Annotated in this window: 15 protein-coding genes; 7 read left to right on the top strand and 8 right to left on the bottom strand. The window is 60.4% G+C overall.

Translation table 11 applies throughout. The features are described 5' to 3' along the window. Positions 1-7 precede the first annotated feature (7 nt). The 3 genes from OQ273_RS20900 to OQ273_RS20890 form a co-directional block, all read right to left on the bottom strand. Positions 8-3,802, bottom strand: coding sequence for a hypothetical protein (locus tag OQ273_RS20900; RefSeq protein ID WP_267992858.1), 3,795 nt, complete (start codon positions 3,800-3,802; stop codon positions 8-10). A gap of 2 nt (positions 3,803-3,804) precedes the next feature. Next, positions 3,805-4,647, bottom strand: a complete 843-nt coding sequence (locus tag OQ273_RS20895) for a hypothetical protein (protein ID WP_267992857.1) — start codon at positions 4,645-4,647, stop codon at positions 3,805-3,807. A 94-nt stretch (positions 4,648-4,741) separates the two neighbouring features. Then, complete coding sequence (locus tag OQ273_RS20890) at positions 4,742-6,418, bottom strand: S8 family peptidase (protein WP_267992856.1); 1,677 nt, start codon at positions 6,416-6,418, stop codon at positions 4,742-4,744. 221 nt (positions 6,419-6,639) lie between these two features. On the opposite strand from OQ273_RS20890, the gene OQ273_RS20885 reads away from it, so the two are divergent. From OQ273_RS20885 to OQ273_RS20870, 4 genes are all read left to right on the top strand, one after another. Next, a complete protein-coding gene (locus OQ273_RS20885) occupies positions 6,640-7,332 on the top strand; it encodes a Crp/Fnr family transcriptional regulator (RefSeq protein ID WP_267992855.1) in 693 nt (230 codons plus the stop codon). Positions 7,333-7,809: 477 nt separating this feature from the next. Continuing rightward, complete coding sequence (locus tag OQ273_RS20880; RefSeq protein WP_267992854.1) at positions 7,810-10,041, top strand: hypothetical protein; 2,232 nt, start codon at positions 7,810-7,812, stop codon at positions 10,039-10,041. A 251-nt stretch (positions 10,042-10,292) separates the two neighbouring features. After that, entirely contained in the window at positions 10,293-11,207 is a 915-nt protein-coding gene (locus OQ273_RS20875; protein WP_267992853.1) for an NAD(P)/FAD-dependent oxidoreductase, read from the top strand. A 191-nt stretch (positions 11,208-11,398) separates the two neighbouring features. After that, positions 11,399-12,379, top strand: coding sequence for an aldo/keto reductase (locus OQ273_RS20870; RefSeq protein WP_267992852.1), 981 nt, complete (start codon positions 11,399-11,401; stop codon positions 12,377-12,379). A gap of 9 nt (positions 12,380-12,388) precedes the next feature. Here OQ273_RS20870 and OQ273_RS20865 read toward each other — a convergent pair whose 3' ends face one another. Continuing rightward, positions 12,389-13,216 carry a sugar phosphate isomerase/epimerase family protein gene (locus OQ273_RS20865; RefSeq protein ID WP_267992851.1) on the bottom strand — a complete coding sequence of 276 codons (828 nt, stop codon included), beginning with the start codon at positions 13,214-13,216 and terminating at the stop codon, positions 12,389-12,391. 277 nt (positions 13,217-13,493) lie between these two features. Here OQ273_RS20865 and OQ273_RS20860 point away from each other — a divergent pair, with 277 nt between their 5' ends. Both OQ273_RS20860 and OQ273_RS20855 read left to right on the top strand, forming a co-directional pair. Beyond that, positions 13,494-14,918, top strand: coding sequence for a pyridoxal phosphate-dependent decarboxylase family protein (locus tag OQ273_RS20860; RefSeq protein WP_267992850.1), 1,425 nt, complete (start codon positions 13,494-13,496; stop codon positions 14,916-14,918). Beyond that, positions 14,918-15,310: a YbaN family protein gene (locus OQ273_RS20855; RefSeq protein ID WP_267992849.1), complete on the top strand. Its 393-nt coding sequence runs from the start codon at positions 14,918-14,920 to the stop codon at positions 15,308-15,310. Before OQ273_RS20860 ends, OQ273_RS20855 begins: the two co-directional genes overlap by 1 nt. Positions 15,311-15,612: 302 nt before the next feature. On the opposite strand, the gene OQ273_RS20850 is transcribed toward OQ273_RS20855, so the two are convergent. From OQ273_RS20850 to OQ273_RS20840, 3 genes are read right to left on the bottom strand one after another with little or no spacing between them, the layout of a single operon-like run. Continuing rightward, complete coding sequence (locus OQ273_RS20850) at positions 15,613-18,966, bottom strand: error-prone DNA polymerase (RefSeq protein WP_267992848.1); 3,354 nt, start codon at positions 18,964-18,966, stop codon at positions 15,613-15,615. Further along, entirely contained in the window at positions 18,963-20,573 is a 1,611-nt protein-coding gene (locus OQ273_RS20845) for a DinB/UmuC family translesion DNA polymerase (protein ID WP_267992847.1), read from the bottom strand. Before OQ273_RS20845 ends, OQ273_RS20850 begins: the two co-directional genes overlap by 4 nt. Continuing rightward, a complete protein-coding gene (locus OQ273_RS20840) occupies positions 20,473-21,321 on the bottom strand; it encodes an ImuA family protein (RefSeq protein ID WP_267992846.1) in 849 nt (282 codons plus the stop codon). The genes OQ273_RS20845 and OQ273_RS20840 overlap by 101 nt, the downstream gene beginning before the upstream one ends. 258 nt (positions 21,322-21,579) lie before the next feature. Between OQ273_RS20840 and OQ273_RS20835 the strand changes: the two genes are divergently transcribed. After that, complete coding sequence (locus tag OQ273_RS20835; RefSeq protein WP_267992845.1) at positions 21,580-23,127, top strand: AbgT family transporter; 1,548 nt, start codon at positions 21,580-21,582, stop codon at positions 23,125-23,127. 5 nt (positions 23,128-23,132) lie between these two features. Here OQ273_RS20835 and OQ273_RS20830 read toward each other — a convergent pair whose 3' ends face one another. After that, on the bottom strand, positions 23,133-23,666 hold the full coding sequence (locus OQ273_RS20830; RefSeq protein WP_267992844.1) for an AAA family ATPase: 534 nt from the start codon (positions 23,664-23,666) through the stop codon (positions 23,133-23,135). Between the last annotated feature and the right edge of the window lie 41 nt (positions 23,667-23,707).

Raw genomic sequence — 23,707 nt, 5'->3', positions numbered from 1 at the left:
TAGCCGGTCAGAACTGCCTCGGCCGCAGCCGGGCAAAGCGTGCCAGAAGACCGGTTTTGGCACCGGCAATCTCCTGCATCTCCCCGGCATGCCCGGCCACATTACGCAACCCGTCCAGGCGGCCCGCCGCGAGCACGCATTGTTCGAGTATATGCAAGGCAACCGCGTCACGCCCCCAGCAGTGGCGCCCGCGCACCCGCGCCTGCAGATCGGATTCTCCTTCACGCGGCATTGTCGCCGCTCCAAACAGCAGGTAATTGGCCAAGGGCCGCTCCGGGTGTTCGGGTACAAACGGATGCAGTGAAAAGCGAAACGGATCGTCAAAGACCGTGGCATCGAAATTGGCTGCCGTTATCAAGGCCGCCACCCAGTCCCCCTCGGAAAGAGCCAGGCCCGGCTCCAGTTCCGTATCCTGGGCGCATTGGCGCATCAGGATCTTGAAATTCGGCCGTAACCGTTCCGCCTCGTAGATCAGCCGCGTCACGAGGGAAGGCCCGCCGCCCACATTGTCCAGCGGAGCCACGCCAAGGCGGCTCATGCGGTCAAAGAGTTCCGGCAGTCCAATCCTGAACCGCAGCACCGTGTCCATGACATTGCCGAAGGTTGACGGAATCGCGGCCATTGCCGAGGCGATCAGCTCGAACAATATGGCGCCGACATCGCCATGATACTGTTCGCGCGTATAACCCTCAAACGTCTCCAACATCCTGTCTTCAATCCGGATAAAGGCATCGACGAGCGTGCGGGCCTCCTGCGGCCGTTTTGTCCAGGCATCCGTAATGAGCCGGTTCAAATGGTTCATCAGCTCCGCACCGGCCTGTGCCGACAGATCTCTCAGAGTTCTGTAGGCGATGACGTTTCCAAAGACATCGCCGAGCGTCAGGATGGACCAGATCTGCATTGTTGCAAGACCGGGGTTCCGCGGCATTCTGCCCTTTGAGACTGAAAGCCAGTCCGGATGCAGGTGGCCGACATGCTGACGGGCGAACGGCAGCGCAATGCCCAGTTCGCTGACCCAGCCCGGCCCCGGCGTTCCGAACAACTCGTCCACCACCGCATAGGATGCATCCGTCGCAAGATCCCGCACAAGGTCGATGCCGCGGCTGTCACCGGTGCGCTCCAGCGCCGCCTCCAGCCGGGACGACACGATGCCTGCCAGACGCCCGCGCACACCGCCGGATTCGCTGCTTGCTTCGTCAAGCGCCATCCAGGCTTCGCCAAGGATGCAATACAGCCGTTCGCGCTGCGCCTCGGTCGGACCTCCTGTTTCGGTACCGATAACCATATCGTCACCGCGCAGTACCCGCCTGCCGGCCTCGCTGTAATGGGCGACGGAGAAACGCCTGTTTCCGTCAGCATCGATCAGCCGCAGCACATCACTGACATGGCGATGTTTGCCGACGAAACATACATCACGTCCCAGCGTTTCCGGCTCATGCAGCGTGGACCCATCCGGATAGGGTGAAGCCGGCGGGATGTCGGGCGGGGTCACACGGATAAGCTCCGCCGCGCCCCGGGGATTAAGAAAGAGACGGGTGAACGCCTCTATTCTTGGCCTCGTGAAAAGCCCCGGGGTTTGCGGATCGCTCATGCTGTGCCCGCCCGACACCAGGTCCGCCGCATCCGTTTCGAACCGCTCGCCTTCGGCCATTGCAATCAGCGCGTCCTGGCCGGGCGCAAAGAAATAGTCGCCACCGCGTGTCGTCACAAAGGCCGGAATATTGGTAACGGGCGCGGTCGCGCCGGCCTCATGGAAACTGTCTTGCAGCCCGCCGGAATTCGTTCCCGCAATCGGACATTTGCCAAGGCCAGCCTGTCCCATGAATTCACCGCCATTCATCCAGTCTGCCTGAATAACCTCGAACTGGAGATCGATCCGGGCATTGGCGGCGATGAAGAGCAACCCGCGCTTTTTGCCGTCGCCGCGCGAGCCGTTGTCGAGCAGCGGTCCGCCGTAACCGATGCCCCGCCGCAGGATACGATGCCGGCGCACATCATTGCGTCCGCCGATATCGCGCGGATTGCTGCGCCTGATATGCGAGCCGAGCGGGCATTTTTCCCCGCGCGGATCGTCCCGGACAAACAGGAAATCATTGATCAGCCGGTCGCTGTCCGGACCGATATCGCGCGGACTGTCCGGTGCCATCATCAGCGGCGTGCCGTTTTGCCAGCGGCCCATGAACTGCGCAGCCAGCTTCTGCTGCGCGGCCGGATCGCCGGGCCGTTGTTCGGCAAGAAACGCACGAAATCCCGTTACATCCTGTTCCAGCTTGCGGAAAATCATGAACGTGCCGCCATCGCGCAAGAGCGCATTTGTCGGCTGCTGGGCGCGGTTTCCGTCCTCGTCGGGATAGCCGAGATAGATTTCGCCGGGCGCAACCGGCGCCCAGGTTCCATTGCGGCCGGGCGTGGCACCGCCCGGCATGGGTTTGCCAAGCTTCATGTCCACAAAAGGCTGACTCACACCATCGCGAAAGCCAAAATGCTCCTTGCGGAACCCGGAGGCAACGGCGCGGCCATTTTCAACGAAATAGGGATCCTGGCCGAGTTCGATATGAACGATCTCCATGCCGACCAGCCGAAACAGACCGCCGAGAATTGTGCGCAGCAGTTTTCCACGTGGGCCGGACCTGTGATTGAAATCGTCGACCTGCCGTCGCAGCCGCTCCCAGTCCTCTTCCGGCCCCATATCCCATTTGTCGCCCTGTGCCATGGCGCCGACCTGGAAACCGCCTGTGAAATAGCCGCTGACGGAGGGAAGGCCGAGTTCTCCGTGCCAGTTTTCCGGCGCACTCGGCCCGGTATCGCCGAGGCGCCCGGCGCGGGCTGCCATGCCTTGACGGTAGGCATCCGGAAACGAACGCAATGTGGTCGGATCGAGATCGAGTTTTTCAAGGCCCGGATATGTAAAGGCGATGTTGACCGGAACGGGGTCATAGACAACGGCCTTGTCCGCATGATGACCGTTGACCTGCACCCGTTCACTGCGAACCGGGGACGGATGGCCCTTTTGCTCGGCGCCGTCCCTTGCCAGCTTCGCCTGGCGCAGCAACTCATAGGCGCATACCGCTACAAGACCTTGCGAAACGACTTTCTGCCCGGCCTCGCCAACCACATCGCCAAATGCCGTCAAGTCGAAAATCGAATCGATCGCCGCTTTGACCTTCGCATCGGGGTGACGCATGAGCACGGCGATCGCCATTATCAGCGATATCAGCACGGTCTCATTCGACAGCCCGCCGTCGAATTTCTTTTGCAGCCAGTCCAGGGCGGCATAAACACCCCTTTTCTTTTTGAGCTCGGCAGCCAGGGATCCCGCAAGTTTCAAGACCGCCTCGCTCGGCGGTTTGCCACTGTCCAGGTCGAAAAAGGCCGAGAGATTGGCAATAAGCGGACCGACATCGCCTTTCGATAAAAGAGCGAGCCAGGCGCGGAACGCGTCGGAGGCAAAATTGTCTGTCAATGGATCGGCCGGCGGAAACGGGTCGGCGGGGTCGGGATGTGCCGGATCGCCGGTCGGCGGTTCGCAGCGGCCAACCTGCGGCGCGCCGAGATCGGCTGCCAGATCGAGCGCACTGTCGGGAACGCCTCCCTCTGCGTTCGACACAGCATCCGCCAGACGGGCCATGAGCAGGCGTGAATTGTCCATCTCGGCCTTGCTGAGGATCCTGAAGAACAAGAATAACGACCAGTTTCGAGTCTTCCCGTTGGCGAATTTGGACGCTTGCCCGAGATGGGCCTGGATTCGGGTCGCGGCATCGCCCGATTGTGATCCGGCGGGGCGTGTGTAGATATCCGGCATGATTACTGGCCTCCGTCCGATTTCCGGCGGTAAGTTCCGCCCGGCGTTGGAAAATCCGAAGCGTATTGCCCCGTCTTGCGCAGGAACTCGTCGAACAGTTCATCCATGTTCTCAACCCGGCGCCCGCCCGGCGTCCGGACCTTGGCAACGAAGGCGTCGAAGCTGTGTTTGAAATCCTCAAGCTGTTTGATGCGCACGACGGAAACATCCGGGTAGGCGCACAGGAACAGATCAACGGGAACCTGGTACCGGCGGATCCACTGCCAGAAACTCTCGAAATTCTCGGTTGAGGGAAAGTCGACGCAATTGACAAACACATCGTCGAAATCGCGCGCCAGGAATTCCGCGATATCGCGGAAATAAACCTTCAGATCCCCGTCGAAAGAGACGATCGTCAACAGCCATGAGTGAAAGCTGGGTTGGGCGTTTGCAGCACCGTCGTGCTCTCGCGCACCGTTGCGCCCCTCCGACTGTCCGCCGGCAAACTGGATGGAAATCTTGAAGTCATCGATTTGTTTGGGAACACGAAACCCCGCATCGGCGGCGCTGCCGTCATGGTCATCCGGCTCATAATAAGCCAGGCCCGGCACGTTGGAATTGGTCAGATACTGTTCGGGACGGATGATCATCATCCGCCCGAAATGAATACTGGGTATCGTGCTGAGCTGATGGGGTATGCCGCGTTGCGCCCGATCGCTGATCGATGCGATGACACGCCGCAGTTTTTCCTCGTAAGTCAGCCTTTCTCCGGGCACACGACCCTTGATGATGGGAGCCATGACGGCGATTTCGGTGACACCGCCCAAGGAGGCGGACATGGTCCAGTCTAGAAGCTCTTGTTCCAAGAAATTACCCCCCGGGTAGCAGTCACGGGCAGGCTACGGGCTGCGCCATCGAACCGTGATCGTATCAATAACGGGCGGTCACTCTTTCAGCGACCTATTCACACAATATATTCTCAAAACTCTCGGTCAGGGACGCAAGGGCTGAATCGCCTGACTTCCTCACGGCCCTTCGAAGATGTTCCGAAACGGCAATGCGCCGGGCGGACCGTTGCCCCTCCATTCCGTTCCACTGGGTTCTGCTATGGGCAAGACGCAGGGCAAGGTTTGCAATTTCCGCCCCGTAACGGCACCAGTCGAATTCCTTGTCTTCCGGTTTCTTGTGCGTTGCCTCAAACACGAGGCGCTGGATTTCGGTCGAACACGGCCGATAGGATTTGGCCGGCCATGCAGGGTCCGGAATGTCCTTTGGCGCCAGGCGCAGCAAAGTTTCCGCATCGACAATTCCGGCGCCAAGACGGCTGCTGTTCCAGCCGGTCGGAACCCGCGCGGTCCGGCACAACGCCGAACGGAACAGTTCCTGTAGCGTGACATGCCGGGAGCGGGCTTCGGCGATCAGGTTGTCGCGTCCGTGATGTTCAAGCCATAGCGCCGCAATTCCGGCAACAAGGGCCGCCGAATAGGATGTCCCCTGTCCCTCTGAAACGATCGGTTTGCCGCCCTTGGCCATATCGTGCTTGGCGCGCCAGACCATTTCCGCCGGTGCGGCGATGTCGACAGCCGGACCGGTGCTGCTGCCACGCCAGATACGATCATTGATATTCGTGCCTCCAACGGCGATGACTTCCGGGTAGCGGGCAGGATAAACGGTCAGGCCGATACAATTGCCGGCTGCAGCAACGACGATCAGGTCGGATTCAACCGCCTTCCTGATGGACGTCCTGAGCGCAGCGCTCCCCAGCCCTCCGAGGCTCAAGGATACGATATGACAGCCCGACATGCGGGCATGATCCACTGCCCGGGCAAGCGGTGCAGGATTGATCATCTGTACGTCCGATGCGCACCGGATCGGCACGAGGTGCGCTCCGGGTGCAGCACCGCTGATCTCACCACTTCGGCACCCGACCGCAACACTTGCCATGCCACTTCCGTGGCCCGGATTGGATGTAGCCGGATCAAGCGGATCTGTCGGGTCGCCGTCGCCCTCAAGGATGTCGGCGGCAAGGTCGAGGCGCAGCGCATCCGATCCGATTTCATCGTGAGCCGCAAAGCCTGTATCCGGCTGGGCAATGAAAATCCCCTTGCCGAGACCTGGCGACAAATGCCAGGCCGAGTTGACACGCGTATTTTCCAGCGCCCATTTCTTGTCCACAGGTGCGGGGCTGTTGACCCAGCAAAGACTGCTCATCTGAGCAGGTCCCGCATCCGCCTGCGGCGGCTCCGGGAATGTCATGATGTATTCGCCGATACAGGGCTCACAACTGACGAGATCGAGCGCCTCGCCAAGCTCATAGGCGATTGAGAACAGCGCGTCCGAGGCACGCCCGGCACCGACCCCTGGAAAACGCAGCACTGCAAAATGCGCCAGTTCGTCTGCACCCATCGGAAAGAGCGGTTGTAACAGGAAATCCAGAGTATCCAGTATCGAAACGAGTTGCCGGCGCGCCTGTTCAAGATCGGGTTGGCGGCGATATTGCAGCACAAACCCAAGCTCATCGGCCGGCAGCGCATTGTTTGCCTTGTTGCGCGCAGCGCTGCGGCCCCCTTCCCGCGGTCGCCCGATCAGTCGGGAAAGGGTTCCTATCGATGACATTGTCTGCGTTGACGACATCATATGCATGCGCCTGATGTTCCCGTTTTTCGTTGCCGACGGGTCCGGATGGCCTCTATGCCGGCGATTTTTCATCCATGGCACAGTTCAATCGGGCAAAATGTGAGAATCCTCACAAAGGCGATAATCCCGCCGTTACATCGGGCAATTGCGGAAAAACTTGCTGCATACGTTCAACAATGACGCTAATCTTGATTATGGTAGCTTGATCCAGGGTGAGGTGGATGAAACCGGGCGCGAAAAATCTATTGTATCTGGTCGACTTGCTGTCGGATCTGGATGTACGGCAACTCAACGAAATCGGCGAACATTGCGAATGGCTTCGCGTTTCAAAGGGACAGGAAGTCATCAGCCAGAACCAGCAAACGACTGATGTTTATTTCATCGTCGAGGGCAGCGTTGCGGCGAAGGGCTATTCCGTGGAGGGCAAGGAAGTCACCTATGCCGAAATCTCGGCCGGCCAGGTGTTTGGAGAGTTCTCCGCCATAGACCAGCGGCCGCGTTCTGCGGCGGTTGAGGCACTCGAAGAAAGCTATCTCGCAAGGCTGGAATCAGCGCAGTTTCGCACTCTTATTGTCGATTACCCGCCCCTTGGATTGAAACTTGCCGAACTGCTTGTGCGCAAGAACCGCAGCCTGACGGATCGGATGTTCGAATACAGCACCATGGCCGTCCATCAGCGCATCTGTACGGAATTGCTGCGCATGATCGAAACCAGCGCGTCGGGCGGACCCTATCTTATCGAGCCGGCGCCCTCGCATTATCAGATCGCCACCAAGCTGAGCACCCACCGCGAAGCGGTCAGCAAGGAACTGGCACGGCTGTCAAAACTCGGCATTGTGAATTCCGGCCGGCGCAAAATCGAGGTGCTCGACCTTGAGCGGCTTCGGCAGATGGCGCAATCCGGGTTCCATTAATCACGCTCTTCAGGCCCTCGGCGCATCGCCCCGGCTGATCATCACCCATTTTCGCACATTGTGACAATTCCCACAGCGAAATGGCGCTGAGGGAGTCACAGTCAAACCGCATCGATTGGGGGACTTCAGACCGATTGCCGCATCGCTCCGTGAGCCCAAACACGAACGATGCGCCGGTCTGGAGGCTTGAAGTCCGCACCGGACAGCAGCCCTGCGCGACCGGTCGGAGCAGGTTTTGCCCCCTGCTTTAGTCGACTCCCAAGCCTCTCCCATCCGCGTGATGCTCCAGTCTCGCGCGGATGGGAGCCGCTCGGCGCGCCGGCTGGCGAACCGATTGTGCGTCGGGCGGGCTTGAAACCGGCCCAAGTATCGCCACTCTCCTGACCAATAGATTTCAAGATAAAAATGACGGTGGCAGCATAGAATCCTTCAATAAGGTGTATGCTGAGCCACTATGCTTCTATGAGGAGATACCCGATGGTCCGCCTTACCGCATCGTCCCTTCTTCGTTTGGGTCTTGCCGCGCTTCTTGCCGTCAGCGGAACAGGACCCGGATTTGCCCAGGCGCAAACGGGCGCCGCTCAGCAAAATCCGGCCGGCGCGCAGGCATCCGAGCCCTGGCCGCGCAACTATGAGACACCCGCCGGCGCAATCATGACGCTGCATCAGCCGCAGGTGACCGAATGGAAGAACTACACCAGCATGACCGCGCTGATCGCCAGCGAGTACAAGGCCAAGGGCAGTCAAGAGCCGGCCTATGGCGTTATCGAAGTCACCGCGAAAACGGCCGCCGACCGCGAAAATGACGAGGTCACCCTGTCGGATCTCACCGTTGCCAACATCAATTTCTCAACGCTTACGCGCAACCAGCTGTCGGACGCCTCGCTGGAGATCGGCAAGCTCCTGCCGCCCGAGACCCTCACCCTGTCCCTGACGCGCCTGACGGCGAGCCTGGCAAATTATGAACGCCTGCAGGATGCGCCCGGATTCACCGCCGATGCTCCGACCATTTTCGTCTCCGAGAAACCGGCGGTCCTCCTGCAAACCAACGGCAAGCCAACCACAGCACCCGTAAAAGGCGTAAGCGGCCTAGAATTCGTCATCAATACGAATTGGGATCTCCTGGCCGTCGGTGATCCGGCAACCTATTACCTTCGTGTCGACAAGAGCTGGCTGACGTCAAAGAAGATCGACGGCACCTGGGAACCCGTCAGCGAACTTCCCTCGGACTTTGCAAAGCTGCCCGATGATGAGAACTGGAAAGAGGCCCGTGAGGCGATGCCACCTGCGCCGCTTGCCGACGATGCGGTGCCTGTCGTCTACTATTCAGACAAGCCGGCGGAACTGGTCGTCATTGACGGTGAACCGGCTTTGCAGCCCATTGCCGGCACGGATCTGGAATGGGTCTCGAACGCAAACACAGATCTGTTTCGCGATACCGCGAACAACACCTGGTATTTCCTGACCTCCGGCCGCTGGTTCAGCGCGTCGGACCTGAAGGGACCCTGGTCCTTTGCCTCAGAAAACCTGCCGGATGATTTTCGCAACATCCCCGACGGCGAGCCCTATTCCATTGTCCGCGCCTCCGTCCCCGGCACGTCGGAAAGCCAGGAGGCGCGGCTGACGGCATCGATCCCGACAACGGCGCGTGTCAGCCGTTCCGATGTCAGCGTCGACGTGACCTATTTCGGCGATCCCAAATTCGAGCGCATTACGGGCACCGACATGGCCTATGCGGTCAACACCAACTTCACCGTCATCCTCGTCGGCGGCAAATATTTCGTGCTCTACAACGGTGTCTGGTTCATCGGCGACGCACCGACGGGTCCGTTCACCGTTGCCGACACGGTTCCCGATGAGATGTACACCATTCCACCCTCGTCGCCGGTCTACAACGTCACCTATGTCCGCGTTTACGAGACGACCCCGGATTATGTCGTCTACGGGTACACCTCCGGCTATCTTTGGGCATTCCTGGCCTGGGGTACGCTGATTTACGGCACCGGATATTACTACCCGCCCTACTGGGTCTATACACCCGGCTATCCGCCCATCTACCGGCCATGGCGCGTCACCTACGGCTCGGGAACCTATTATCTGCCCGGACGCGGCACATTCACGGCTCACTACGGCCGCGCATACGGCCCCTATGGCGGCATCGCGGCAGGCGGCATCTACAACCAGAACACCGGCGGCTATATCCGCGGCGCGCGCGCCTGGGGGCCTTACAACCAGGCCGGCTACATTGCGGTTCGCGGGCCCGGCGGCAACCGGTACTGGGTCGCGGATGTCAACGGCAATATCTACAAGTCCTGGGACCGCGGCGTGACCACAAACAGCAGGTGGTCGCGGGAAAACACCGCGTCAAAAGCCCAGGGCCAATGGCAAAAACGCAAAAGCGGACAAACATCATCCGCTCGCGGCCAGAACATTCTCGCCGATCGCGACGGCAATGTCTTCCGCAAGGAAAACGGCAACTGGAAGCAGCACAACAAGGGCTCCTGGGAAAACATCAAGTCAGCGGCTGAACGTGACAAGTCCGCAAAGACCCGCCCCGAGCGGGTCAAGGAACTGCGCCAGTCGCTTGACCGGCAACAGATCTCGCGCCAGCGCAGCACACAGCGGTTTGAATCGCGGCGTGAATCTTTTTCCGGAGGCCGAAGCGGCCTGCAAAGACCAAGCACACGCCGGTTCGAACGGCGGCGCTAAGAGGAGCCGCGTGCGGTCAAGCTGCGCGCGACGCTTCATACGCCAAATCTGAAAATGTGATTCCTCGGATGCGATAAATTCGGGGAGCAGGATAATTTTGTGGGGTCGCCGCACGACTTCCGTCAAAATATCCACCGGCAATTGCCGGTTTTCCACAGCCAAATGGCACATCACACACCGACTTTGCTATTCTCCCAGCGATACAAGGGACGACATACGCGCCCCGCCAAGACGTCAAGGAGGTCCTCGCCATGACGGATTATCAGGTCGCGATCATCGGTGGCGGGCCGGCAGGACTTGCTGCCGCTCTGACACTATCGCGCTCGATGATGCGTACAATCGTATTTGATTCCCCGCTGCCCCCGCGCAACGACGCGGCGCGGCATGTCGGCGGCTTCCCCGGCATGGACATGTCCTCACCCGCCCAGGTGCGAGAAAGGATCGCCGAGGAAATCAAGGGATACGGCTACGCCCAGATCAAGTCCGCCGAAATTTCATCCGCCGTCCCCGATGGTGACGGCTTTGTCCTTTCAACACAGGGCGGGTCGCGCTTTAGCGCCAAGCGGATTTTGCTGACAACCGGCATGGTGGACATTTTCCCGCCGATCGCCGGCCTTAACCGGTTGTGGGGCACCTCTGTCATCAATTGTCCCTTCTGTCAGGGATACGAATTCAAGGACCGTCCCTGGGGCATCTATGTCCACCGGCCGGAAATTCTCGCAGCCGCCGAAATCTACCGCAACTGGACACGTGATCTTGTTCTGTTTGTCGATCCACGGGTCGATGTTCCCGCGGAACGGGCAAAAGAAATCGAAGCCCTCGATATTCGCATTGTGAATGGATCCATTGAAGCGCTGCAGTCCTCCCAAGGAGCGCTGACGCAGGTAGTGCTTCGCGACGGCGTCAAGGTCGATCGCGAAGTACTGCTTGTGTGGCCTCACCAGACACAATGCGACCTGGTCAAATCTCTCGATCTGCCGCTTCGTGAGGGTGGCTATGTGGAGATCGACGACTGCTACCGCACCGGCCGCAACGGCATCTATGCCGCGGGCGATCTGACCTATGGGGGCCATCAGAACGCCAATACCGCAATCCATATGGGCAACATGGCGGCGGCCTGGCTGGTTTTCGACCTGTGTCAGACACGGGTACCGGAACCTGCCTGAGCGATAGGGGGCCGGCTTGCAGCCCCTTATCGCTCATGAGCCCTGCCCCCGCTGGAGTGGCGGCTTCGACATGAACAGCCCGTCTCCATAAACGTCATTTTCCAGTTGAAATCGCCCCCTGCCTGACGGCATATCGTCTTTCTTGTGGCCGCCGCGACCCTCACGCAGCGCGGTAAATCGATGGAGACATGATGGATTATCGGATTCTTGGACGGACCGGCGTTGACGTTTCTCGCCTGTGCTTCGGCACAATGTCATTCGGAGGCGATGCGGACGCCAAAACCGCTGCCTCCCTTTTTGCCGCCTGCCGCGAGCGGGGCATCAACTTCTTCGATTGCGCTCGCATCTATAATGATGGCCGTTCGGAAGATATTCTCGGTGATCTGATCGCTTCGGAACGCGATGAGCTGGTGATCACCTCAAAGTTCGGCTACCGCCTGCCCGGCAGCCCCGCTTCAAGCGGCACGAGCCGACGGCATGCCGTCCTCGCAGTCGAGCAGAGCCTGAAGCTGCTGAAGACAGACCGGCTCGACATTCTGTTTATCCATCACTGGGACGCACACACACCGCTCGAGGAATCGCTGCGGGCATTGGACGATCTCGTCTCATCCGGCAAAGTCCTCTATCTTGGCGCATCGAACTTTGCCGCCTGGCAGGTCGCCAAGGCGCTCGGGATCTCGGCCCGCAATGCCTGGTCCCGTTTCGATGTCATTCAGCCGATGTATAATCTCGTCAAACGTCAGGCCGAAGTTGAAATCCTGCCGATGGCGCTGTCCGAGGAACTCGGCGTCATCACCTACAGCCCGCTCGGAGGCGGATTGTTGACAGGCAAATATGCCGGCGGCGCTCCAATCGGGATTGGACGCCTGGCCGATGATGCACGCTATGCGGCACGATACGGACAAGACTGGATGGCGCAGGCGGCCATCGACTTCTGCGATTTTGCCAAATCGGAAGGCTATTCACCCGTTTCCCTGGCAATCGCTTGGGTGGCCGCGCATCCTGCCGTCACCGCACCGATCATCGGCGGCCGCAGCGTCGATCAAATAAAGCCGAGCCTCGATGCACTGGACATCGACATGACGCCCGACCTCTATCAGCGCATCGCGGCCTTTTCGCCGGCCCCGCCGCCCGCAACCGACCGGTCGGAGGAGGCCGGAGGGCAGGCCTGACGAGGACGGCTACCGCGCCAGGCCTTCGCTTTCCAGGCGGCGGACACAGGCGGGAATACGCTCCTGAAGCGCACTGCCGACCTCGATGATGAGTCGGGGATTGTCCGCGTGGACCCGAAGCGCATCAAAGAACGCGCGCCAGCTTATGGTGCCGTCTCCGGGTAGCCAGTGCCGATCGGCATATGCATCGGTATCCTGGATATGCACATGCGCGAGCCGGTGCCCCGCAGCTTCGACAAAATAGTCCACCGGCGGCGCCCCGCCGGTACTGTGAGCATGGCCCGTATCCAGCGAGATCTGTACTGCTTCGCTGTCAAAGGAGTCGGCAAGGAGGCCGCGTTCGCGCGGGTCGACATCCTCGACATTCTCAATCACCAGAACACAACCGATGGATTCGGCCCGCCGCACCGCTTCTTTCATGGTCACATGGCAATGGCCGATGAGCCGCTCGCGCGAGCCCGGATCATCGCCGAAATTGTTATGCTGCCACAAGGTGAAGGGGCTGTGGACCACCATATGGGTAGCGCCCAGCGCTTCGCACACGCTTAAGCCCTGCAGCAGGCGCTTTTCGATGATGGCCTGAATTTCTGGATCATTGCTCGCAATGTCGAAACCGTAGAAGGGCCCGTGGATGCCGACACGCCCGCGATAACCGTCGAGGAGCTTTTTGTATTCGCCGGCAATGGCCTGCCAGTTGCCATTGAGGAGCTGCGGCAGGACAAAGTCCTGGATTTCGAGATCGCGGTCGCTTTCAAACAGCCATTCTTTCAGATGCGAGGCCGTGCGCAACGTCAATGCCGCGCCAAGCACCGGAATATCCTTTTGAACCTGTTCCAAAACATTCTCCTTCCAGAAATCGATACACCATCATCCTTCAGAGCACGGATCTGTGACAAGCATGCAAACCGGCAAAAAATCCCGTGAAGGTTTGCGACCGGAAGACCTCGCTTTGTTTTCAACGCCATCCGATTTGACTGTCGGATGACCGGGCCTATTTTCTGCGTTTCGGACGTAACAATACGCACATCGGAACTGCTCATGCCGGGTCAACATTCGGGATGGATTTGCATGCTGTGCGTCTGTAGTCTCGCCGGGCCGCAAGGGAACGATGCCGATGGATGATTCCGATTTCCGCAAATGGTCGCACAGGGCCAGTGACTGGTCCGCCGACTATCGTGAGACGCTGGCGGAGCGTCCGGTTCGCGCCCAGGTGAGACCGGGCGATATCGCGCGGATGATCGACCAGACCGCGCCGGAAAATGCCCAGGATATGGAGACCATTTTCGCAGACTTCGAGCGGATTATTCCGGGCGGCATGACCCATTGGCAACATCCGCGCTTTTTTGCCTATTTCAGCAGCAACGCCGCGCCCGCCGCCGTGGTTGCCGAGCAGCTGGCCACCGCGATCGGCGCCCAGTGCATGCTGTGGCAGACATCGCCGGCGGCCACCGAGCTGGAAGTCAAGATGATCGACTGGCTGCGTCAGGCGGTCGGACTGCCGGACGGTTTCGGCGGCACGTTCCAGGATACGGCCTCGACGGCGACGCTCTGCGCCATCCTGACGATGCGCGAACGCGCGCTTCGATGGACGGGGAACAAAACCGGCCTGTTCGGACAGGCTCCCTTGCGTGTCTATGCATCGAAGGGCACGCACAGTTCAATCGACAAGGCCATGTGGATTTCCGGTCTCGGACAAGACAATCTTGTCCATATTCCCGTCGACGAGCACGGGGCCATGCAAACGGACCTTCTGGCCGAGGCCATCATAGCCGACCGGAAAAAAGGCCACAGGCCTGCCGGGCTCGTCGTTTGTGTGGGCGGAACGTCAACGGGCGCGACGGATGATGTCGCCGCGCTTTGCGCGGTCGCAAAGGAACATGATCTGTACATCCATGTGGATGCCGCATGGGCAGGCTCCGCCATGATCTGCCCGGAGTTCAGGCATCTGTGGCAAGGCATTGAGGAAGCCGACAGCATCGTCTTCAACCCGCACAAATGGCTGGGCGCACCAATGGAGTGTTCCGCGCATTTTGTACGCCGTCCGGAAGAGCTCATCCGTACCCTCGCCATGCATCCGGAATATCTCAAGACCTATGGCGAAGAAGGGCTGGTCAATTTCTCCGAATGGTCGATCCAGCTCGGCCGGCGCTTCCGCGCCCTGAAAATCTGGTTCCTGCTGCGCGCCTACGGCCTTGATGGCCTGCGCAGCCGCATCCGCGACCATGTCGCCTGGTCGCAAAACCTGGCGGAACGCCTTGGAAACGAGCCGGATTTCGAGATCACCACGCCACCGCTCCTGTCGCTGTTTTCCTTCCGCTACGCACCGGCGGGTTTTGATGGCGACCTCGACGCATTGAACCGGGATCTTATCAATGCGATCAATGATGACGGGCGCATCTATCTCACCCAGACGTTGCATGACGGCCGGCAGGTGATCCGCTTCACCGCCGGATCCTTCGACATGCAGGAGCGCGATGCGGACATGGCCTATGAGGTGATTTGCACCATTGCCCGCTCGCTAGGACAGGAACCCGCCTGATGCTAAGGCGCAACCGGCTGATGCGTCTGCTCTGGATGGCGGGCGGCCTTGTCAGCCTGGTTTTGGGTATCATCGGCATCGCGCTCCCGCTCTTGCCGACAACACCCTTTCTGCTTCTGGCGGCCTTCTGTTTTGCCCGCGGCTCACGCAAGCTGCACCGCTGGCTGGTCGAACATCCGCGCCTCGGCCCGCCGATCCGTGACTGGGAAACCTACCGCGCCATATCAAAGCGCGGCAAAACACTGGCAATGATCGCCATCGTCGCGGTTTTCTTGATCAGCATCGTCGCCGGCGTCGCCACCTATGTCATCGCCATTCAGGCGGTGGTCCTGTCCGCCGTCAGCCTCTTTATCCTGACCCGCCCGCATCCGCCGCACGAGCGGTGGAATTAGGGGGTTGTTTTCGCTCACGGCCGTACCGCAGTTTTATTTATGTCCTCACGGTTGAGCCTTGATTTTATCGCTCACGGCCGCACCGCCGCTACACGGCTGGCCTGCGCGGGCGCGCCGCATGAGCGGCGACGGCCGGTCAGCCTTGCGAAGCCCTGCGAGCTTCGAACTGTTTTCCCTTGCAAAGACATCATGGAACAGGAACTCGGTGCGGAGCACAGCAAGCGCGACCGCGCATCAGGCCTTTTGGCCCGCCCCGTCCGGAGGTTAGCGGCGAAGCCGCGCTCAACCGTGAGGACAGAACATCAGTGAAAATTCCGCCCCTTCGGCAGGATGCGGCGGGCAGCGGAATGATGTTGATTGCCGACAGTGCGCAATTGCGGAGCCTGCTCGATGAGATGGCCAATGCGTGAGGCCGGCTTCTTGCGCTGTCTCGGATCGATCGGTTCGCGCTTGACCTCATCGGCCCGCGCCAGCCCGTCAACGGGCGCATCGATATCGGAAATGCCCGAAAGCAGCGGCGTCAAATCCTCAAGCTGGCGGGCGACCACATGGATCACCCCGTCCTGCGACTGCAGCGGCCCGCGGATACCGACAAAACGGCTGCCGATGACGATGGTCCGGTAACGCTCGAAAATCTTCGGCCAGACAATAGCATTGGCAACGCCCGTTTCATCCTCCAGCGTTTCAAAAACGACGCCCTTGGCCGATCCCGGACGCTGGCGCACGAGAACCAGCCCTGCAACCGAAACAAATCGGCCGGCGCGGATATCCGGCAGGCAGGCCGTCTTCACATAGCCTGCCTTTTTCAGCCGGTCGCGGACAAAGGACACCGGGTGCGCCTTTAGCGAAAAGGAAAGGCTGCGGTAATCATTGATGACCTGTTCGCCAAGCGGCATGGGCGGCAGATGGACTTCCGGCTCCCGTTGCAATGACTTTGAATCGGCGATCGCAAAGAGGGGCAGACGTTCGGCAGCGCCCAGCGGATCAAGCGCCCGGACCGCCCAGATCGCATCGCGGCGCGACAATCCGATGGAGGAAAAGGCATCCGCATCCGCGAGCTTTTCCATGGCGCGGCGCGACAGGCCGGAGCGCATCCACAGATCGCGCACGCTGTCATAGCCCTCGCCGCGATTTTTGATGAGCAGATCCGCTTCCTCTTCGCCAAAGCCTTTGACACGGTGCAGGCCAAGACGCACCGCGCATCTGTTTTTCACCACATTCGCCATGTCCGAATGGCGTGGGGCCAGCTTTATCTTCGTCACATCGTTTTCTTCCAGCGTCGAGAGCCAGTTTGATTCATTGATATCGACAGGCCGCACCTCGACACCGTGTTCGCGTGCGTCGCGTACCAGTTGGGCCGGCGCGTAAAAGCCCATGGGCTGTGCGTTGAGGATCGCCGCGCAAAAGACATCCGGGTAATAGCATTTCAGCCAGCAGGACACGTAAACGAGCAGCGCAAAGCTGGCGGCATGGCTTTCGGGAAAGCCGTAATCGCCGAAGCCCTCGATCTGGCTGAAACAGTGTTCTGCAAATTCCCGCTCGTAACCATTGGCAACCATGCCTTCGACCATCTTGACGCGGAAATTCTGGATCGTGCCGACCCGGCGGAATGTTGCCATGGCGCGGCGCAGCTTATCGGCTTCGCCCGGCTCGAAATTGGCCGCGACAATGGCGATATTCATCGCCTGTTCCTGGAACAGCGGCACGCCGAGCGTCTTTTTCAGGACACCTTCAAGCTCCTTTTTAGGATAGCTCACCTTTTCCTTGCCCTGCCTGCGCCGCAGATAGGGATGCACCATGTCGCCCTGGATCGGCCCGGGCCGCACAATCGCCACCTCGATAACGAGGTCGTAATAACATCGCGGCTTGAGCCGAGGCAGCATCGACATCTGCGCCCGGCTTTCGATCTGGAAAACACCGATCGTATCGGCCCGGCAGATCATGTCATAAACCCTTGGATCTTCCTCGGGCAGGGAAGACAGGGTTTCGCTTCGCCCGTAATGCTTCTCCAGAAACTCGAATGCCTTGCGGATGCAGCTCAGCATGCCGAGACCCAGAACATCGATCTTGAGCATGCCGAGGCTTTCCAGATCGTCCTTGTCCCATTCAACGACGGTGCGGTCCTCCATCGCCGCGTTCTCGATGGGAATGACCGAGCTGAGCCGGTCCCGTGTGATGACAAACCCGCCGACATGCTGGGAAAGATGACGCGGAAAGCCGATGATCTGGCTCGCCATGTCGAGGGCCTGCATGAGATATTTGTCATGCGGGTCGAGCCCGGCCCGGCGTGCATCCTCCTCGTCAAGTTTTGCGGATGAAGATCCCCAGCGGGTGCCGGAGATCGCCGTGATCACATCGTCTGAAAGCTCAAACACCTTCGCCACTTCGCGCAGCGCCGAACGGCCGCGATAGGTAATGACCGTGGCGGCAAGCCCCGCCTTGTCGCGCCCGTATTTCTCATAGATGTACTGGATCACCTCTTCGCGCCGCTCATGCTCGAAATCGACATCGATATCGGGCGGCTCATTGCGTTCCTTGGAGATGAACCGCTCGAAGAGCAGGTCGACTTTGTCGGGCTTCACCTCGGTGATCCCAAGACAATAGCAAACGGCGGAATTGGCTGCCGAACCGCGACCCTGACATAAAATATGCTTGCTGCGCGCAAAGCGCACAATATCGTAGACAGTCAGGAAATAAGGCGCGTAGTCCAGTTCGCGGATAAGCCCAAGCTCGTGATCGAGGGCATCCAGCACCTTTTGCGGCGCACCGTCCGGATAGCGCCGTTTCAATCCCTCGGCCGTCAGCCGTTCCAGCGTATCCTGCGGCGGTGCATCCGAACCGGTCGGCTCTTCCGGATAAAGGTAACGAAGCTCATCCAAGGAGAATGAAAGCCGGCTAAAGAGAGCTTCCGTCTCCCAAACCGCCTGCTCGTAGCCTCTAAAGAGGCGATACATCTGCACGGCATCGCGCAGGTGCCGTTCGGCATTGGGTTCAAGCTGCCGGCCGGCGGAGCGCAGCGTCAGATGTTCGCGTATGCATGTGACCACATCCTGCAGGAACCGCCGCTCCGGCGCGTGATAAAGCGCATCGCCGACAGCCAGGAGCGGCAGGCTCGCCTGTTCGGCAAGCTCCGCCATGGCCGCAAGCATGCGCTGATCGGCGGCCCCGTAGCGCCAGGATGCCCCCAGATAGAGATCGCCGGCAAAGTGGACTTTTAGCGTCTCAAGACAATCCGGCACCGCAAGCGGCAGGACAGGCATTGGCAGGGCGGCCATGATCAGCCCTTCGCCATGGTCGATGAGATCGGTCAGCGACAGATGACATTCGCCCTTGGGCGCGCGGCGTTTACCCACCGTCAGCAATTCGCACAACCGGCCATAGGCGGCACGGTCGCGCGGCCATACCAGAATGTCGGGCGTGCCGTCGCAAAAGACAAGCCGGCAACCCGGCGCGAAGGCAATCTTTGCCTCCTTGGCCGCCATATGCGCCCGCACCAGACCGGCAACCGAATTGCGGTCGGTGACACTCAGCCCCTTGAGGCCGAGCCGGGCGGCCTCGACCACCATCTCTTCGGGATGCGAAGCACCGCGCAGGAAAGAAAAATTGCTGGTGACGGCAAGTTCCACATAGCCGGGTTCATCAGGACGTGCGCTCATGCGAAGAGCCCGTGCATGAACCATTTCGGGTTATCGGTCTCGCGCTCAAACAGCCCCTGTCGGAAGATCCAGAACCGGTGGCCCTCTTCATCCTCGACTCGAAAATAGTCCCGGCTGTGACCGCCACGCCCGTCACGCCACCATTCGCAGGCAATACGTTCAGGCCCTTCGGAACGCGCAACCCGGTAGAGCGTGCGCCGCCAGCGGAACCGGATCGGCGCACCATCCGGCACCTCGGCAATCGCTTCAACCTGCTCGGGCCTTTCAAACAGCACCATCGGACGGGTCAGCACCGCAACCGGAGCTTCACCGTCCAGCAGCGTGGCGTCGCCGGCGGGCAGGAAAGACGACCCATCGCTGCCGCCGGCAGCCTGTGCAAGAAGACCGAAACTGCGTTCGGGGATATGGGTGTCGGCGGCGGCAAAACGCTGGACCCGGTCTGTGCCGAGACGCGCGCCCAGCCTGTCGACAAGGCTGACAAAGGCTTCGCCATTGCCTTCGCCGCCACGGCCGAGATCGGCCTGTTCCACCGGGCGCGGCTCGCTGGCGGTCACATTCAGACGCACAAGGTCAAAACCGAACCCGGCGTCGAGATCCTCATGAAAGCCGGCGATGCGCTCGCGAAAAAGCATGACGATGCGGTCCGGATGATAGACAGGGCTCGCGGCACGCACTGAAATGGTCACCACATGGCCGTCGACCCGGAACAATTTCAGCTCCAGCGCCCGGGCTCCCAACTGCCGTTCATCGAGCCGCGGCTTAAGATTGCCGGCAAGCTGCGCGGCGGTGCGCTCGATATCGTCCTGCAAGGCAATCGGCTCGGCAAAAACACGCTCCGATGACAATTCAGGCACTGGAAGGCGCGGCGAGATGGCTTCTTCCTGCCGTCCAAGCGCCTGATCGAGATGCAGGAGAAGGCCATTGCCAAACCGGGCGGAAAGCGGCGCGCGCGGCAACGAGGCGATGCATCCGACCGAGCGCAGGCCAAGCTTGCGCAACATGTCGAGCAATTCGGTTTCAAGGCGCAGGCTCGCAAGCGGCAGATCGAGCAGCGCTTTGTCATGTTCGCCCGTTGCAACCACCCCGGCCTCGCCATAACGGGCAAAGGCCCAGGCCGCCCCCGGCGTGTCGGCGACCGCGGCATGCGCCAGAAGACCGGCGGCACGCAGCCGGGCAACAAGATCTTCGCGCATCGCCTCCTCGCCGCCGAACAAATGGGCGCAGCCGGAAATATCCAGGAAAAGCCCGGCGCATTGCCCCGCAACATTTGGCGAAAGCGCTTCAACAGCCACCAGCGGCGTATAACGGTCGCACCAGGCGGCAACCGCTTCAAGCAGCGCCGCATCGGCCTTGATATCGTGATCGAAAACATCGAGATCGGGAAACAACGCGCGCGCATCGCTCAGCGTCTGCTCGATCCTCAGACCGGCCTTGTGGCCATGGCCGTCCAACGCGACGAGGCGCATGGCATTTTTGACTTTTGCGATCGCGGCAAGGGGCGGGGCGTCAGGACGCCCGTTCAAACGCCATGACCTGCCCCATTTGCGGCGCGCCACCCGGTCGGTGGAAAGCTGCGGCAGGGCGATCGACATGATCCGCTGGGACATGTTCAAAACCGTGTCTGTTATGGTTCCATTGAATGGTCCATTGCCCCGTCTGACCATTGCGGTTGCGTTCAAGCACAAGACCGAGCCGCACAAGCCCTATGCCGTTTTCAAGCTGCGGATCGGCCGCCGATGGCGCTGCACTGACGCGCCATCTGGTTGCCGCCGCATTGGCCTCCTCTTCACCACCCTGTCGCAGGATGCATACAAACAGGCCGTTCTGCTGCGCCTTGAGCATCAGCCGCCGCGTTGCCGTCATGTCGAAAGCCGGCTGGTTGCCCTTGATCTGAAAGACGACGGCGGCAAGGTCGCTGCATTTGGCCGCCTCGTCGCTTGCCCAAAGCGATGTCTTGAAGTCCAGCGGCCGCACCATGAGCAACCGCGACGGATCGATCCCGAACATGGCAAGCCCGGCGGGAAAGAGCTGGCCGCCGTCAAGCCGGCAGGCCGGATCGCAAACCCAGACGATGCGGCCCGTGCGGCGCTTCATGCAGCCGGCGATCAGCCCGGCGAGGAACCCGGACGCCGCCGCAATATCGCGGGTCAGCGCACAACGCACCTCATGCAGAGCAAAGATCGGAAACCCGTCCTTGAAGACCGCATCGACGCTGTCGATGCCAAAGGCGGCCACACCGCCCGTTTCCTCTCCGCGCAAGCGTTCATGACGTGCAAAAGCAGCATGGCGCCGGTCGATCTTCGACACGGCATCCTGCAATGCCTCCATCCTTTGCCGCGCGTGACTGCCCTGCATTGTTTTTCCACATGTTCTTGCTTTGTTCCACAATAGATTCCAAAAAACAAACCGGGAGTCAAGCAACCACCAAGAGATGAAATGCAACCCGGCGATAAAAGACAAAGTGACGAAATGGTAATGTCACCAGCCGTTGCCCGCTCCGCACGATAGCGGTTAAACTGCCTTCAGGTTCTGCCAAATGCGGCTCTACCACAGCTTCAAATCGTCCTCACCGAGGCCGCCGGGAATAACCGGTACACCCGCACTGGAACAGCAATGAGCGATATCCCCACCCAACCTAACAAGGGCTTCATCGCCGCCATTGAGCGCACCGGAAACCGCCTGCCTGACCCGGTCTTCATCTTCATCTGGCTGATCGGCATCCTCATGGTGGTAAGCCTCATCGCCTCGCTTGCCGGTCTCTCGGCAATACATCCGGTCACGGGCGATCCCGTCGACGCAAAAAGCCTGCTTTCGGCGGACAATCTGCGCCGCCTCGTCACCGACATGCCGACGACATTCACCCATTTCCATCCGCTCGGTTATGTGCTGGTCGTCATGCTGGGCGCCGGCGTTGCCGAACGCACCGGCTTTCTGGGTGCGGCCATGCGCGCCGGCGTCAGCAATGCGCCGAAAATGCTTCTGACCCCGATTGTCGTTGCCGTCGGCATGATCGGAAACCTTGCCGCCGACGCCGCCTATGTGGTCCTCATTCCGCTGGCCGGGGTCATTTTCGCCGCAGCCGGGCGCCACCCGGTCGCAGGCATCGCCGCCGCCTTTGCCGGCGTATCGGGCGGCTTTTCCGCCAATCTGTTCCCGGGGCAGCTCGACGCGTTGCTCTTCGGCATCACCGAGGCCGGCGCGGAAATCCTCGACCCGGAATGGAACGCCAACATCGCCGGCAACTGGTATCTGATCATGGCGCTGTTCTTCGTCTACCTGCCGGTGATCTGGTACGTCACCGACCGTCAGGTCGAGCCGCGCCTCGGCAAATGGGAAGGCGGCACCGTCGCGGATACCGATGAACCCATTTCCGGCCCGCTGACTGATGATGAGCGCAAAGGCCTCATATGGGGCGCCCTGACAATCCTTGCCGTGATTGCCGTATGGGTTTTCCTGACCATTGGTCCGGGTACGCCGCTGATCGACCATGATGCACGGCCGGAAGCCCGCATGACGCCGTTTTACCAGTCGCTTGTCGCCGGTTTCTTCTTCCTGTTTCTACTCAGCGGCTGGGTTTACGGCCATATCACCGGCGTGATCGCCAATCACCGCGACCTTGTGCGGCTGATGAAGGAATCCATGTCCGAGATGGGCTACTATCTCGTTCTGGCCTTTGCCGCCGCCCACTTCGTTGTCATGTTCGTCTGGTCGAACCTTGGCCTGATCCTGGCCATCGACGGTGCGGAATTCCTGCGCTGGACGGCGCTGCCGGGCCCGCTTCTGCTTGCCGGCCTTCTCATCCTGTCGGGGTTCATCAATCTATTTGTCGGCTCGGCATCGGCAAAATGGGCTCTGCTTGCGCCAATTCTGGTGCCGATGCTGATGCTCCTCGGTATCAGCCCCGAAACGGCCACCGCCGCCTACCGCATCGGCGATTCGGCAACCAATATCATCACGCCCCTGATGGTCTATTTCCCGCTCATCCTGATCTTCTGTCAGCGCTGGGACAAGGAATTCGGCATCGGCAGCCTGATGGCCGTGATGATCCCCTATTCCATCTGGCTGATGATCAGCGGCGTTATCATGATTATCGCCTGGACAGCGCTTAACATTCCGCTCGGGCCGGGTGCGATGGTCGACTTCACCTTAACGGGCAGGTAATGGTCCTAGCTGAGCGCATCGAGGACAAATTCGACGCGCTCCTTAACCGGCGTCTTGGGCAGGATCAGCGTCTCATATCCGAGTGAGCCGAGCCCCACGATCAGCCTCTCATATTCCGCGGTCGCTTCGGCCAGATCGTGCGGTCGCTCATTGTCCGTCACATAAATCTCAGGCCAGGGCGGCGCGAGAAAAACGGGGCTGGAATAGTATTGCCGATCGCCAAGCGTCTCACGCAGCGACACACCGGCCGAATGTTCAAGTGCGACAGCCGCATCGATCAGACCTCTGTCAAAAAACACCGGACCTGACTGTCTTTCCGCCATAGCCAAATCCGAACGCGCCATCTCGACTGCGCGACGCGCAAAGGCCCGCATATCGACCCAGGGAAGCGCCGAACCGTCTCCCTTCGTCTCCTGCTCGACAATACGGCGGCCCGGCTCTTCCACCACGGCATAACCCTTCGTCTGCAGCGCGCTCAACAGCGTCGACTTGCCCCCGCTTGAGCACCCCGAAATCAAAATAAACCGGTTGGCTTTCATGATCCGTCCCAATTAGCGGCGTCACAACCCGGACATGGGCG

The sequence above is a fragment of the Hoeflea prorocentri genome (assembly GCF_027944115.1).
GTDB classification, from domain to species: Bacteria; Pseudomonadota; Alphaproteobacteria; order Rhizobiales; family Rhizobiaceae; genus Hoeflea_A; species Hoeflea_A prorocentri.
The sequence above is the reverse complement of the archived record's forward strand: the minus strand, read 5'-3'. Positions and strand labels throughout refer to the sequence as shown.

Bases quoted from the DNA above. Each gene is read 5' to 3' on its own strand.
- OQ273_RS20900 (WP_267992858.1), bottom strand. From the start codon at position 3,802: ATGCCGGATATCTACACACGCCCCGCCGGATCACAATCGGGCGATGCC.
- OQ273_RS20890 (WP_267992856.1), bottom strand. From the start codon at position 6,418: ATGATGTCGTCAACGCAGACAATGTCATCGATAGGAACCCTTTCCCGA.
- OQ273_RS20885 (WP_267992855.1), top strand. From the start codon at position 6,640: ATGAAACCGGGCGCGAAAAATCTATTGTATCTGGTCGACTTGCTGTCG.
- OQ273_RS20880 (WP_267992854.1), top strand. From the start codon at position 7,810: ATGGTCCGCCTTACCGCATCGTCCCTTCTTCGTTTGGGTCTTGCCGCG.
- OQ273_RS20875 (WP_267992853.1), top strand. From the start codon at position 10,293: ATGACGGATTATCAGGTCGCGATCATCGGTGGCGGGCCGGCAGGACTT.
- OQ273_RS20870 (WP_267992852.1), top strand. From the start codon at position 11,399: ATGGATTATCGGATTCTTGGACGGACCGGCGTTGACGTTTCTCGCCTG.
- OQ273_RS20860 (WP_267992850.1), top strand. From the start codon at position 13,494: ATGGATGATTCCGATTTCCGCAAATGGTCGCACAGGGCCAGTGACTGG.
- OQ273_RS20855 (WP_267992849.1), top strand. From the start codon at position 14,918: ATGCTAAGGCGCAACCGGCTGATGCGTCTGCTCTGGATGGCGGGCGGC.
- OQ273_RS20850 (WP_267992848.1), bottom strand. From the start codon at position 18,966: ATGAGCGCACGTCCTGATGAACCCGGCTATGTGGAACTTGCCGTCACC.
- OQ273_RS20845 (WP_267992847.1), bottom strand. From the start codon at position 20,573: ATGTCCCAGCGGATCATGTCGATCGCCCTGCCGCAGCTTTCCACCGAC.
- OQ273_RS20840 (WP_267992846.1), bottom strand. From the start codon at position 21,321: ATGCAGGGCAGTCACGCGCGGCAAAGGATGGAGGCATTGCAGGATGCC.
- OQ273_RS20835 (WP_267992845.1), top strand. From the start codon at position 21,580: ATGAGCGATATCCCCACCCAACCTAACAAGGGCTTCATCGCCGCCATT.
- OQ273_RS20830 (WP_267992844.1), bottom strand. From the start codon at position 23,666: ATGAAAGCCAACCGGTTTATTTTGATTTCGGGGTGCTCAAGCGGGGGC.